Origin of the sequence: Paenarthrobacter sp. (genome assembly GCF_031180005.1) — a bacterium.
Classification (GTDB): Bacteria; Actinomycetota; Actinomycetes; order Actinomycetales; family Micrococcaceae; genus Arthrobacter.
The window spans coordinates 20313-32993 of the sequence record NZ_JAPSHI010000025.1 but is presented as its reverse complement, the minus strand read 5'-3'; the positions used below and the strand labels follow the sequence as shown (position 1 = coordinate 32993).

Genomic DNA, 12681 nt, shown 5'->3' with positions numbered 1-12681 from the left:
TTCGTGACGTCAGCGCGAGGCCGGGGAGCGTATCTGATAGACAAGATGGGTGACGCGGGTTCCAGGAACGATCACGGGATCATCGAGCAGGATGTCCGTTGCCAAGTCTCCGAACCAACGGATTCCGCTTCCGAGCAGTACCGGCACCAGGTCAACACGGAGTTCGTCCACCACACCGCGGCGCAAGCACTGCTGCACCACGTCCGCGCCGGCAACGCCAATCTCCCTGCCCGCCGCGAAGTGGGCGGCACGCTCCAGGGCCGAGTCCAGGTCCCCTACGAATTCAAACGGCGCGGGCTTCCCATCCCTCCTGGCCGGCGGCCAATCCTGCGGTGGTTCGCGATGCGTCAGGACGACCGTGGGTGACTCATCAGGCGGGTGACCGCCCCACCCCTTTGCCACGTCGAAGATACGTCGGCCGGAGATGAACGCGCCCTCCCTCGGAAGTGACTTCCAATAGTCGGCGTCGGCTTCGCTGAGATGAAACGGCACAGGGTGGCCGGGCATCCAGGTTTCCACGGATCCGGCCTCGTACCAATCAAACAAAGGGCCGATTCCGTCATCCTCGCGGGCGATGAATCCATCAAGGGACATGGAAAACTGGGCTGATACGCGGCTGTTCCCGTACATGGATTCAGTGTGGTGGCAACACCGGAGTTGTCAAGGATGCTGCCACCCCCAAGGGTCATCAGGGTACTTATAAACAGTGACAGTTGTGCCTATGCTTAGTCCATGGAGCCCACTTCAGCCATCCTCTTAGTGTTTATCGGAGTGGTTGTCTGGCTCGGAGCCACCATCCTGCCCTTGGCACTGCTTCCCTCGTCGCGTGCCGAGGAGGAGCATAAGCCGAGAGCACGCCACCCCCGTCATCCAAGGCGCGAGCCGCGCGCCGTCCACCGTTTTCGACCATCCTCACTGAAGGTCCGCTCGGGCCATCACGCCCATACGCGGCCGCACGGCGCTTAGCACCGAGGCGGCCGGCACCAGCCCGGCTACAGCGGATCGCCAAACTCCCGGATGGTGATTCCGGTGAAGTTCGCGGGGCCACCGTCCGCATACAGCGAAAGCCCTGTGTCGCCGTCTGCGAAGTGAACCTGCTGTGAAATCACCGTGTGCCCCGAGTTCACAAACACCTCAACGCTCTGCGTGTCCACGAAGATGCGTAGGTGGACTGACCGCGCGGTGGCATCAATAGGTGCTGCGGCCCGAGTGTACGGCACCAATGTGTAGCCACCCTGATCTGAAGGCGCCCGGTCGACGTATAACTCGTCGCCGTACTTGCCGATATTGGTATGACGGGAACCGTCCAGGGAACGGCCAACAGATACGCCAACGTTAGCGGCCAGGTTCCATGAAATGTCGAGCTCCAGCTCGTAAGCACGCCCGTTCCACGGCAGTATCACGCTGCCGTCAACCGTGCGGTCGGGCAGGACCGTGGTGGCGGTGACGTAACCTTGCAGCGCGCCGACCGGGGAGCTGAGCAAGCTGTACCAGCCTCCGGACTGGCGTTCCAACCGCAGTTCCCGCGTAATGGAGTTCTGCCCGTTGTAACCATCGGAGGCATCTGTGGGTACGTCGCGGGCGGCGTACTTCCAGTTGTTCATCCAAGCGATGGCCAGGCGCTTCGTATCGGGAGCCTCGACGGAGGGCCACGTCACGGCGGCGTACCAGTCCCATCCCCAGTCGAGCCACTGTGGCGTGAGGTCGTCAGCAACGAATGCCGTGCCATTCCAGGCACCCGTCCAATAAGCAAAGGTCATTGGAAGATCAATACTGTAGGCGTCCATGCTCGCGCCAAATACCCAATGCCGCGTGCCGTCGTCGGCAGTCATCTCAAACAGATCCGGGCATTCAATACCTCCGAGGGCGTGGTTCGGGTAGTCGAAGTTGGATTTCCAGTTCCAGTCCCGCAAATTTGCTGAGGTGTAAAACGCTGCGTACCGCGCCCGTCCGATCACACACACCCACTCATTGCGCACTCCGTCCCAGTGGATCTTCGGGTCGCGGAACCACTCTGCGTTCTCAATCTCAGCTTGGGTTGTGGCAGTTCGTCCGTCAGTGTTTACGATCACTGGGTCCGGGAGGGCGGCGAACGTGTAGCCGCCGTCGGTAGACCAATAGAGGTATTGCTCCTGGAACTTTCGAACGCCGTCAGTCGGCTGGGTTGCCAGCGCGACTACCGCCCCGGCACCGAAACCAGCGGTATTCGCCGAGTCCACTACGGCCGATCCTGACCACACCGGGAAGTCGGGCTGCAGGGGGATCGCCACACCATGGTGTGTGAAAGAGACGCCGTCACTTGTGGTCGCGTGGTCCCAACCACCCGGGCCGTTGTTCTGACCGGAGTGGAGGTAGTAGAGCTGGTAGGCGCCGTTGGTATGGACGGGGCGTTGAGGATCACACAGCCAGCCCGAAGGCGGAGTCATGTGGTAGATGGCCCGAAGTGATGCCGGGGTGCCTGCGGCTGCGGGGGCAGCGTTGCTCAAGAACAGCGCGATGGCGCCAGCCCCTGCACCCTGCAGTGCAGTGCGTCGAGAGATTTCGTACGTCATTGATTCGTTCCTCTCAAGATTCGGCGCAACAGCGCGCCAAAGAGTCGTTCATGCGGTGGGAAGCCGAAGCTATGCAGGACCCTAGCGGCACGGACTGGCTGTGGTCAAGCGTTTTAGCAGGAGTAAAAATAGTGGGAAGGAATTTTGCTAAAACGCTTGAACAGTCTGGAATTACACGCTAGCTTTCAGTGATCAAACGCTTTAGCAGAATGGACATCAGCGCAGATGAAACGCTCAGTCTTCTTCCAACCCGCCAACGGCTGGGTTGGGGACCTCATTCCCTTCGAGAAGGACGGGGAGTTCTGGCTCTTCTACCTTCACGAAGACCGCTCTTCCCCTAAACCCGGCACCTCGTGGAATCTGGTCACCACAAAAGACCTCACCCAGTTTGAGGACCATGGCGTTTCGTTGCACCACGGCAGCGAAACCGACCTGGACTTCAACGCCTACACGGGCAGCATCATCACGGACCTGTCCGGCGTCCATCACCTGTTCTACACCGGCCAGAACCCCCGCAACCTCGGCGCCGACGGAACTCCCCTTCAATTGGTCATGCACGCCACGAGCACTGACGGCATGGGTAGTTGGCAAAAACACCCCGAGCTCACCTTCGGAGCTCCGGACGGCTACGAGTCCGGCGACTGGCGGGATCCCTTTGTGTTTTGGGACGACAGCAAGAACCAGTGGAGGATGCTACTCGCGGCAAGGCATTCAACCGGCCCGACACGTCGCCGCGGCGTCATCGCGCAGTGTGTGTCCACGGACCTGATGACCTGGCAGCACACCGAACCGTTCTGGGATCCGCGCCGGTACATCACGCACGAATGCCCGGACGTTTTCCAGTGGGGCGACTGGTGGTACATGGTGTACTCCGAATTCTCGGAATCGTTCACCACCCGGTACCGCATGTCCAAAAGCCCCGACGGGCCCTGGACTGTGCCCGCATTGGACAGTATTGACGGCCGTGCCTTCTACGCGTCAAAAACCGCAGAGCGGGAAGGGCGGCGCTTCTTCTTCGGATGGATTGCCAGCAAAGAAGGCAACGCAGATCAGGGTCCATGGCAGTGGGCCGGAACAATGTCCGTGCTGGAAGCCCTCCAAAACCCCGACGGGACACTGGGTTTTTCCTTCGCAGATGAACTCGTGGAGAGCTTCTGGGACGACGTCCCCCTGTCACTAGCAAGTTCCTTACCGGCTCGGCTCCACGTGCCGGACGGTTACACCGCTATGGTCTCCGACGAGGAACTGCCCCAGCAGTTTTACGCCAAAGCTGTCATTGACATCGCCGCCGACACCAGCGAATGCGGGCTGCTGCTGCGTTCAAGCCACGACGGCGATCAATCCTACGTTCTGCGGTTGGAACCCAAACGCGGGCGGCTTGTCTTCGACCGCTGGCCGCGCACCATCACCGGGGACGCACAGTGGCATGTTTCGGGCGACGTCCCCTTCGACATCGAACTCGAACGGCCCTGCGACCTTACACCTGGCGAGCACACCCTTGAGGTCATCGTCGACGGCGACATTTGCGTCGCCGTCGTCGACCGTCAGGTTGCGCTCAGCACCAGGATCTACGACCTGACGGCAGGAAGGATAGGCGTCTTCGCGGGCGAAGGAACCGCCACCGTCACCGAACTTGAGATACGTCAGCGCACCGACAACTGAATACCGCCCCATCCCCAACCTCTGTTCAATCAAGGGAGATTGCCGCTATGAAGAAACTATTCCGTGCCGCTGCCGTCGCAGCCGCCGCTGCCTTGGCTTTGACAGCCTGCGGCGGCGGAGGAACCGCCAGTGACCCCTCCAACGTCAGCCCTACCGGCGAGATCAAGCCCCGCGAAATATCCTGGTTGCTCTCCAGGCCCGCCGACGGAGCTGTCATCAACATCATGAAGAAGCTCGCGGACGACTACGCCAAGGAACACCCGGGCTTCGCACTGAACCTCATCACCACCCCGGACCGGCCCTCTTACATACAAAAGCTTGAAACCCTGGCCGCAGCCAACAAGCTTCCCGAATTGTTCGATACCGATGCCACGCCTTTCGCCCAGGAACTGGCCAAGCAGGGCAAAATGGTGGACGCCCACAAGCTCCTGAAATCACTGGACGTCTACGACGATTACCGTCCCGGCGCACTGGACTACCAGCGCTTTGACGACGGCTCCCTGTACATGATTCCGTTCCAGTTCGAACTCGAATTCATCTGGTACAACAAGGCCTTGATGGAGAAGGCCGGCGTTTCCGTGCCAAAGTCCCTCGATGACATCCCCGCCATGTGCACCGCCCTTCGCAATGCCGGGATCACACCGATCGCCATCGACGGGCAAGACCAGTGGCCGCTGGAACGCTACGTCGCGTACCAGCCGTTCCGTGAAGCGGGGCCCGACTTCGTCCAAAAGCTGAAGAAGGGCGAAGCGTCCTTCTCGGATGCCGCTGGCCAGAAGACCGTGAAGTGGATGGCTGACCTTGGCAAGGCCAAGTGCTTCCAAGAGGGCTTCTCCGCCCAGGGATATTCGGATGCGCAGAACCAGTTCACCTCGGGACAGGCCGCCATGTACAACATCGGCACCTGGGAACTTCCGAGCCTCGCCACCGACAAACTCAACCCTGAGGTCCGCGACGACATCGATTTCTTCACCTTGCCCACCACTGAAGGTTCCGTGACCGCTGCAAACGAGTTCGTCTCGCCCTCCGGCATTGGAATGGCAGTGAACTCAAAGACGTACGACCCGTTGGTGAGCGACTTCCTGAAGTTCGCCCTGGAGAAGTACCCGGCTGAATACGCTGCCACCGGAGCCCTCTCCCCCACCACCAACGTACAAACGGCCATCCCGGCGAACGCGACTCCGCTGTACAAGAAGGCGCTGGAAACTGCCAACACCCTTGGGGACAAGCAAGCAATGCCGTGGGATACCCAGCTGGACCCCACCACCAACGGCCGGCTGCAACAGGAACTCGTCCTCCTGGTCCAGGGCAACATTACGCCCGAACAGTTCACCAAGACCATGGACGGTGCCATCAAGCAGAACGCCCCCAAGTTCTTCAAGTAAAACCGAAGCGGCGGGGGCTCCCAAGGCCCCCGCCCGAAAGGCTCACCATGCTACCCAACAGGTCAAGGACCTCGGTCCTGGTTTTCCTGCTTCCACCACTGTTGCTTTACTGCGCAGCCGTACTCTTCCCGATTCTTCAGTCGTTGTTCCTGAGCTTCTTCTCGTGGAACGGCATCAGCGAGATGGAGTTCGTAGGACTCGCCAACTATGTGCGGATGCTCACCGCGGACGACATTTTCTGGAGGTCCTTCTTCAACGCGCTCCTCTACCTGGCCATCTGCCTGGTGCTGCAGCTCGGCGGAGCACTGGTTGTAGCCAGCCTGCTCACGTCACTTCGCCGGGGCCGGGAACTCATCAAAACCCTGTACTTGCTGCCAGCCGTGATCTCCACCGTCGCGATCGCATTCCTCTTTGTCCGTATCTACTCCATTGACCCCGTGGGCTTGTTGAACCAGCTGCTGCATTGGGTAGGTTTGGGTTCCTTTGAGCGGGCTTGGCTCTCCGATGTGAACACCGTGTTGGCCGCCGTGTCCGCCCCTGAAGGCTGGCGGTTTACAGGGCTGTACATGCTCATCATTTACGCAGCACTGATAGCCGTGCCCAAGGAACTGGAGGAAGCAGCGGTCTTGGACGGCGCCTCGAAGTGGACCCTCTTCACCAAGATCAGGTTCCCCTATATACGTCCTGTGTGGATTACCACCACCATCATGGCCACTACCTACGGCCTGCGAGGCTTCGATATTCCATACCTCATGACCAACGGTGGCCCAGGGCAGTCCTCCGAACTGCTCACCACCTACATGTACAAGACAGCCTTCACCAGCACGGACTTCGGTTACGCAAGTACCATCTCCGTCTTCATCGTGATCGAGTGCCTCGTCGCCGTCGGCCTCATCTTGTTCATGCTCAAGCGGAAGGCAGATTCATGATCACCCAGACAGCCCCGTCTACGCCGCGCGGATCGGCTCTGTCTTCGACGGTCCATCAGCGACGGCGGCGCCAGCCGAGCCTGTACCGGACACTCTCCCGGGTCCTGATTATGCTCATCGTCGTCGTCCAGGTCTACCCGCTCGCCTGGCTGTTCCTTACCAGCCTGCGGACGGAACACGACTTTGCAACCGGCGATCCCTTCGCGCTCCCCAGCTCGCTGACGTGGGAAAACTATGCGAGGGCCTTTGAAACCGGCGACCTGGGCCGGAACATCCTGAACAGCTTCATTGTGACCATGGGCGCCAACATCCTCATCGTGTTGTTCGGCATGATGGCTGCGTATGCCCTTCAGGTTCTCGGCTTCCGCCTGAGCCGGTTCGTACGTGCATTGTTCCTGGTGGGGATCATTGTTCCCGTTCAGATCGCTTTGGTCCCGCTGTTCATCGACTACTCCGCAGTGAACCTGCTGGACACCTATCAGTCGATGATCATCCCTCTGGCAGGCTTCGCTTTGCCGATGTCCATTTACCTCTTCTCATCCTTCTTCGAGTACATTCCGCGGGAAACCTACGAGGCCGCGTCCTTGGATGGCGCCGGCCCGTACAGGATTTTCGGTTTGATAACCCTGCCACTGTCACTGAACACCGTGGTCACCGTTGTCCTGGTGAACAGCATCTTCATTTGGAACGACTTCATCTTCGCCAACACTTTTGTTCTCTCCGAGGACTTGAAGACGATTCCGCTGGGCCTGCAAAACTACATCGGCGCCATGGGCAAGGTGGACTGGACAGCGACCTTTGCTGCGGTCTGTGTGACCATTACTCCCCTGCTCCTGGTCTTCCTGGTCCTGAACAAGGCCATGATCCAGGGCCTTGAAAGCGGGGCGACGAAGGGATGACCGCCATGGCAGACGGATATACTCCAAAAGGAGGACAGATGATTTCGCAGGAGAAAAATCCAGGCAACGCGGCCGCCCCCGTCGTTCACGCCAGAGCGGGCCGTGCCCATCCGGTGACCCTCCGCGAAGTCGCTGAACTAGCGGGTGTGTCCACTGCCACGGTCTCCCTGGTCATCAACAAAAAGAAGAACGCGCGCATTGCTGACGAGACTCGTCAACGGGTCACCGAGGCGATTGCTCAGCTGGGTTACCGTCCGAATGCCATGGCCAAAACACTGGTCAGTGGAACCTCGAAGTTCATCGGGTTGGTGGCCGACGGCGTAGCCACCACACCCTTCGCCGGCCAGATAATCCATGGTGCTCAGGACGAAGCCTGGAAGCATGGCTACGCACTCCTGATCGCCAATACCGAAGGCAACCAAGACCTCGAAAAGGATGCCATCGCCATGATGCTGGAATACAAAGTCCGCGGCATCCTTTACTCAACGTGGTTCCACCGCCCCACCGGCATCCCGGATACCCTTCGCGAGGCGGATTTTGTCCTCGTCAACTGTTTCTCCCCCGACGCCGGGGCCGCGCGGGCCGTAGTACCGGATGAAGCGCAAGGCGGACAGTCTGCCACTCAGATCCTGCTCCGTAGCGGCCACCGGCGAATCGCATTTATCAACACCACAACCCCTGCACCCGCCAAAGACGGACGACTTCAGGGCTACAAGGACGCACTCGAAGATGCCGGCATTCCTTTTGATCCCGATTTGGTGCTCGAAGCGTACCCGGATCAGGAAGGCGGCTACGGCGCCACGGATGATCTGCTCCAGCTTGGGGTCAGCGCGGTGTACTGCTACAACGACCGCATGGCCATGGGTCTTTACGATGGCTTGCGGGAAAACGGCCTCTCCATCCCGGAGGACATCGCCGTGGTGGGTTTCGACAACCAGGAAGTCATCGCCGCCCACCTCCGGCCGCCGCTTTCAACGGTGTCACTGCCCCACTATGAACTAGGCGCTGCGGGCGTTCGCATGCTTTTGGGCCTTGACGCCGCGCCTCTTGAGTCCGCTGTGAAGATCGCCTGCCCGGCAGTTGAGCGCGACTCCGTTGCCGCTCATTCACCTGCCTAGCAACCTCGTGACATTGCTTGTTGCCCGAGGACGTGGATAGGAATAGCGTTGAGGTGGAAGCCCAGTGGTCCCCCATCACTGGGCTTCCCTTTGGAACCGGCAGCTTGCGCTTCAGGCCTTCACGGAACGTCCTTTATGAAAGGAGATCGACCTGATCAGCTTTCACAAGGCGACTGCTGCAGCCGAGGAATTAACCGGGATTGTCGGTATCGCCGCGCAGGTAATCGAAGCCCTCGGCGAATGGGGCGTGGGCTTATTGACACTTCTGGAGACTGTATTTCCGCCCATACCCAGTGAAGTGATCCTCCCATTGGCTGGATTCCTTACCCAGCAGGGAAGCATGAACCTGATCCTGGTGTTCGTCACCAGCACCCTCGGGGCATATGTGGGCGCAATGCTCCTCTACTGGCTGGGATACAAGGTGGGGTTGGAACGTTCCATTCGGTTACTTTCAAAACTGCCGCTGGTTGATCGGGAAGACTTTGAGAAGGCCGCCGACTGGTTCGAACGCCACGGCAAATCAGCTATTCTCTTTGGTCGGCTGCTACCCGGCGTGCGCAGCCTTATCTCCCTCCCGGCTGGTGCCGAACGCATGAACCTGACGACGTTCAGCCTCTTTACCGTGGCCGGGACCGGCGTGTGGAACGCGCTGCTGATTGGCGCGGGATCACTGCTCGGCAAGCAATATCATCTTGTGGACCAGTACTCACGGTTCCTCAATTACGCCGTATACGCAGGGCTTGCTGCCTTCATAGTGTGGCTCATCATCCGACGGGTCAAAAAGCGCAAGGAAAGCACTAGGTAGCCGGATCCATGGCCGATGCGGCCAACCCTTTTTGGCCCTTGGGCCCGTCTGGGCAAGGGCATTTTGCTTCTTGTTCGGATAGAACGCCTTGTAGACGGACTTGCCGTTGTACTCTTCTGCTGCCACATCAAGCCCTTCACTATTGACCTGCGTAGACGTAGACCGGGCTATGGCCTTCGCGTCAAATAACAATGGCCGGGATTTTCTGACCATTGTTATTTGACAGCCGTTCCTTCGACGCCATCAGCCGAATTTGAGGCGGTTAGCCGGCGGCAGACTGTGATTGGCGGCAAGTATGCGCAGTGTGTCCATGGCCGGTATTCGGTCGGCTGGGTCCAGCAGCGGCCGCGGCGTGCAGCCGCACCATGAGACCACCGATCAACGTCCATTGGGTGGACGGCAACGCCCCGGCCAGTTCCACGCACTGGGGCCACGGTGTTCCACAACCTCCCGGAGGCACGGGCACATCCCAGGTCTCGCGGTCGTCTGCCACTTCGGCGACGGCGTCCAGTTCAGCTTCAGACATGGAGCAGTTCGTTGATGACGCGTTGTCCTGCGCTGCGTTCGCGGGTCGCCAGGGAGTCCATGAGATCGACGGCGATGGCCGCCACCGGGGCACGGCCGTCGGCGAAGGGCTCATCCAGATCGACTTCATGAATGATGGCGTTCCCGTCGGGATCTTCAATCAGGCCGAACGCGTCCGCGAGGGCGGATACGTCGCCGACCATGACATATCCTTCGGCAGTCCCGCTCCCACCGGCCATCCCGAAGGTCCCTGCAATAGATTCCTCGCGCATGGCGGAGGCACCACTTGGGATCAGGTGGTCGTTAAGTGCGGCCACCCCGTCCGGGGTCGCCCGATAGCGGTGGGTTTTGTCCTTGTTCCGGGCAAGAACATGAACGGCATCGGCGTCCAGCTCACGCAGCCGGCTCTTCAACCGGGACTTCTCCGACGCGCTGATCCAGGTGGGGTTATGACCAGAGAGCAGAGCCAACGCGGCCCACGCAGTCTTGGCCGTCCACGCGCGGCCACGTCGAGTGCCGGCCATGGCCAGGCGCTCCACACGCAAGCTGGCGCCAATCCCTACCGTGGTGGGGTAAGTGTCAATAGTTGGACGTTCGGATGAGCACCCTAAACATGACAACGAGGAGCGCTGATATTCTCATTTCACTCCCATTATGAGAAAATCACGATACAGCCTTCTCAAAAGGAAACCATGACCTCCCAGATCCGACAGCCCCGCGGCATCCCTGCCGGCGGAGAGTTCACCGCCAGCGCGCACTTCGAACCTGGCATCTCCCTGACCCCAGGTACCGGTGTCTGGCCGGCCATTGGGTACGAGCAGCATCCTTGGGAAACCGACCCTGACCGTGGTGCCTCCCGACGGCAGCGGCTGCTCGCCCGCGGTCCCTACGAGGCCGCAATCGCCCCCGAGATCGCCGGTCTGGACCCAGCCATTGATTCCCGCACGCAGGCGCTGGCAGAGGCGGCAACGGTGGAGATGGTCCGCTTCGACGCCGAGCTGGGCCGGGACACCACGCCGTTCGCGGCGCTGCTGTTGCGCAGCGAGTCCGCCTCCAGCTCACAGATTGAGAACCTGACCGCCAGCGCACGCAAAATCGCCTTGGCCCAGCTCGGAGACACCTCCAGTACGAACGCCTCGCTGATCGCCTCCAACGTCCGTGCCCTGCAGGCAGCGATAGACCTATCCGAGGACCTGTCAGTGGAGAACATTGCAGTCATGCACCATGCCCTGCTGAATGCCTCCGACGAAAACATCGCCGGTGAGTACCGGGACGCCCAGAACTGGATCCGCGGCAATTCCCCGCACACCGCCGAGTTCGTCCCGCCCCACCCTCACTGGGTAAAGCCAGCGGTCGAGGACCTGGTCGCCTTTATGCGGCGTGACGACATCCCGGCACTGATCCAGGCGGCGATCGCGCACGCCCAGTTCGAGACCATCCACCCGTTCGCTGACGGCAACGGACGCACCGGGCGGGCCATCGTCAGTGCTCTGCTCCGGGCCAAGGGTGTTACCGAGAACGTCACCGTGCCAGTGTCCTCAGGTTTATTGACGGACACTCGTCTGTACTTCGATGCTCTGGGTGCCTACCGCGAAGGGGACATTAAGCCGATCGTGGAACGCTTTGCAGAGTCCGCTGTCCGCGCCGTCGACAACGGCCGGCAGCTGGCGGCAGACATCGGGGCGGTACAGGCAAGCTACCGGGAACGCCTGGTCGGCGGCTCCTCGTCCGTTCGCAAGGTCCTGGACCTGGTACCGCGGGAACCGGCACTGACCGCTGAGATGGTCGCAGAACACACCGGGGCTTCCCTGGCGACGGCCTACCGCGCCGTGGAACGCCTGGAGGAAGCCGGGGTTCTGGCATCCGCCGGCAAAATCCGCGGCGCCCGGGTGTGGGTGGCTCCGGACATCATTGCGGCCTTGGACGCTTTCGCCGACAGGGCAGGACGCTGGAACAGGCACGGCTAGATACCCGAAACTTTCGACTCAACCGCGCTGCCCGTGGCCTTCACAGCACGCCAGAGCAATCGCTTCCGTCATGCCTGACCGACCGAACCGAATGCTCAGCCCTCCGGCTCCTGGGCCGCGACGCTCCTGGCCTGGAGCTTCGGGCCGATGAACTGACCCAGAACGAGCCAAACGACGAGGTCGGCCACGACAATAGCCAAAGTGATCGGCCACAGCGGCCGCCGCCACGCGTACATTCTGTGTCCCAGCATTTCCGGTTCCCCCATAACAGTTGATGCTCCCACTGGGCCTGACCCGCTTTTGCGCCGCCCAGTCTTCAGATAGGGCGTCGGCACCGCAAGTCGTATGGCGGACAGCCCCTGAATTGCCAGAGCTGTCAGGCCGCGCTGCAACAGTACCAGTCTGCATGGTTCAATTCGCTGCTCGCTTCCTGAAAGCAGCCGCTTCATACAGGTCATGAGGTCCTGTCCTTGATGATCTTGTGCAGCGTCTCGTCGTCCGGGCATAGCTGATCACCGAATGGGCACCGTCCCTCTGCCAGGGCCGCCGGACCACCCGATGGTTTCGATGCACATCGTGCAGATCACGTGCGCCCGGCCCCAAGGTCTTGTCCGGCTTCTTGAAAGCGTGTAGTAAGCGTGTAGTGCCCTGAATTTCAGACACGAAAAACCCCTCCATCCGGACAAAATCGCCGGAATGGAGGGGTTCGTGGAGCCCCCTGTCGGATTCGAACCGACGACCCCCGCTTTACAAGAGCGGTGCTCTGGCCAACTGAGCTAAGGAGGCACACTCCGGCTACCCGAAGCAAAGCGCGAAAGAGCGCTAGATAAGGTTAGCCC

At 60.6% G+C, this 12681-nt stretch carries 12 protein-coding genes and 1 tRNA gene; 7 read left to right on the top strand and 6 right to left on the bottom strand.

The annotated features are described in order from the left end of the window. Nucleotides 1-9 precede the first annotated feature (9 nt). On the bottom strand, nt 10-630 hold the full coding sequence (locus RIF72_RS16135) for a dihydrofolate reductase family protein (RefSeq protein ID WP_309075850.1): 621 nt from the start codon (nt 628-630) through the stop codon (nt 10-12). 362 nt (nt 631-992) lie between these two features. After that, the gene (locus tag RIF72_RS16130; protein ID WP_309075849.1) at nt 993-2552 is read right to left on the bottom strand and encodes a glycoside hydrolase family 32 protein; all 1560 of its coding nucleotides are present in this window, start codon (nt 2550-2552) and stop codon (nt 993-995) included. Between the two features lie 225 nt (nt 2553-2777). On the opposite strand from RIF72_RS16130, the gene RIF72_RS16125 reads away from it, so the two are divergent. The 6 genes from RIF72_RS16125 (at nt 2778) to RIF72_RS16100 (ending at nt 9350) form a co-directional block, all read left to right on the top strand. Then, nucleotides 2778-4214 (top strand): family 43 glycosylhydrolase, encoded by a 1437-nt coding sequence (locus RIF72_RS16125; RefSeq protein ID WP_309075848.1) that lies wholly within the window; start codon nt 2778-2780, stop codon nt 4212-4214. Nucleotides 4215-4261: 47 nt separating this feature from the next. After that, nucleotides 4262-5599 carry an extracellular solute-binding protein gene (locus tag RIF72_RS16120; RefSeq protein ID WP_309075847.1) on the top strand — a complete coding sequence of 446 codons (1338 nt, stop codon included), beginning with the start codon at nt 4262-4264 and terminating at the stop codon, nt 5597-5599. A 47-nt stretch (nt 5600-5646) separates the two neighbouring features. Then, on the top strand, nt 5647-6528 hold the full coding sequence (locus RIF72_RS16115) for a sugar ABC transporter permease (RefSeq protein WP_309075846.1): 882 nt from the start codon (nt 5647-5649) through the stop codon (nt 6526-6528). Then, on the top strand, nt 6525-7427 hold the full coding sequence (locus RIF72_RS16110) for a carbohydrate ABC transporter permease (RefSeq protein ID WP_309075845.1): 903 nt from the start codon (nt 6525-6527) through the stop codon (nt 7425-7427). The genes RIF72_RS16115 and RIF72_RS16110 overlap by 4 nt, the downstream gene beginning before the upstream one ends. A 38-nt stretch (nt 7428-7465) precedes the next feature. Further along, the gene (locus RIF72_RS16105) at nt 7466-8545 is read left to right on the top strand and encodes a LacI family DNA-binding transcriptional regulator (protein WP_309075844.1); all 1080 of its coding nucleotides are present in this window, start codon (nt 7466-7468) and stop codon (nt 8543-8545) included. Nucleotides 8546-8696: 151 nt separating this feature from the next. Then, the gene (locus tag RIF72_RS16100) at nt 8697-9350 is read left to right on the top strand and encodes a DedA family protein (RefSeq protein WP_309075877.1); all 654 of its coding nucleotides are present in this window, start codon (nt 8697-8699) and stop codon (nt 9348-9350) included. 262 nt (nt 9351-9612) lie between these two features. Here the strand turns inward: RIF72_RS16100 and RIF72_RS16095 are convergent, their stop codons facing one another. Both RIF72_RS16095 and RIF72_RS16090 read right to left on the bottom strand, forming a co-directional pair. Continuing rightward, complete coding sequence (locus tag RIF72_RS16095) at nt 9613-9876, bottom strand: hypothetical protein (RefSeq protein WP_309075843.1); 264 nt, start codon at nt 9874-9876, stop codon at nt 9613-9615. Beyond that, the gene (locus RIF72_RS16090) at nt 9869-10414 is read right to left on the bottom strand and encodes a DNA-binding protein (protein ID WP_309075876.1); all 546 of its coding nucleotides are present in this window, start codon (nt 10412-10414) and stop codon (nt 9869-9871) included. The genes RIF72_RS16095 and RIF72_RS16090 overlap by 8 nt, the downstream gene beginning before the upstream one ends. Nucleotides 10415-10567: 153 nt before the next feature. Here RIF72_RS16090 and RIF72_RS16085 point away from each other — a divergent pair, with 153 nt between their 5' ends. Then, nucleotides 10568-11842, top strand: coding sequence for a Fic family protein (locus RIF72_RS16085; RefSeq protein ID WP_309075842.1), 1275 nt, complete (start codon nt 10568-10570; stop codon nt 11840-11842). Nucleotides 11843-11937: 95 nt separating this feature from the next. Here RIF72_RS16085 and RIF72_RS16080 read toward each other — a convergent pair whose 3' ends face one another. Together RIF72_RS16080 and RIF72_RS16075 are read right to left on the bottom strand one after the other, a co-directional pair. After that, nucleotides 11938-12093, bottom strand: a complete 156-nt coding sequence (locus tag RIF72_RS16080) for a hypothetical protein (protein ID WP_309075841.1) — start codon at nt 12091-12093, stop codon at nt 11938-11940. 458 nt (nt 12094-12551) lie between these two features. Further along, nucleotides 12552-12628, bottom strand: a tRNA-Thr gene (locus tag RIF72_RS16075). Nucleotides 12629-12681 lie beyond the last annotated feature (53 nt).

What these genes read in the sequence shown, in the direction of transcription:
- RIF72_RS16085 (WP_309075842.1), top strand. Translation starts at nt 10,568, where the DNA reads ATGACCTCCCAGATCCGACAGCCCCGCGGCATCCCTGCCGGCGGAGAG.
- RIF72_RS16110 (WP_309075845.1), top strand. Translation starts at nt 6,525, where the DNA reads ATGATCACCCAGACAGCCCCGTCTACGCCGCGCGGATCGGCTCTGTCT.
- RIF72_RS16120 (WP_309075847.1), top strand. Translation starts at nt 4,262, where the DNA reads ATGAAGAAACTATTCCGTGCCGCTGCCGTCGCAGCCGCCGCTGCCTTG.
- RIF72_RS16095 (WP_309075843.1), bottom strand. Translation starts at nt 9,876, where the DNA reads ATGTCTGAAGCTGAACTGGACGCCGTCGCCGAAGTGGCAGACGACCGC.
- RIF72_RS16105 (WP_309075844.1), top strand. Translation starts at nt 7,466, where the DNA reads ATGATTTCGCAGGAGAAAAATCCAGGCAACGCGGCCGCCCCCGTCGTT.
- RIF72_RS16130 (WP_309075849.1), bottom strand. Translation starts at nt 2,552, where the DNA reads ATGACGTACGAAATCTCTCGACGCACTGCACTGCAGGGTGCAGGGGCT.
- RIF72_RS16125 (WP_309075848.1), top strand. Translation starts at nt 2,778, where the DNA reads ATGAAACGCTCAGTCTTCTTCCAACCCGCCAACGGCTGGGTTGGGGAC.
- RIF72_RS16135 (WP_309075850.1), bottom strand. Translation starts at nt 630, where the DNA reads ATGTACGGGAACAGCCGCGTATCAGCCCAGTTTTCCATGTCCCTTGAT.
- RIF72_RS16115 (WP_309075846.1), top strand. Translation starts at nt 5,647, where the DNA reads ATGCTACCCAACAGGTCAAGGACCTCGGTCCTGGTTTTCCTGCTTCCA.
- RIF72_RS16080 (WP_309075841.1), bottom strand. Translation starts at nt 12,093, where the DNA reads ATGCTGGGACACAGAATGTACGCGTGGCGGCGGCCGCTGTGGCCGATC.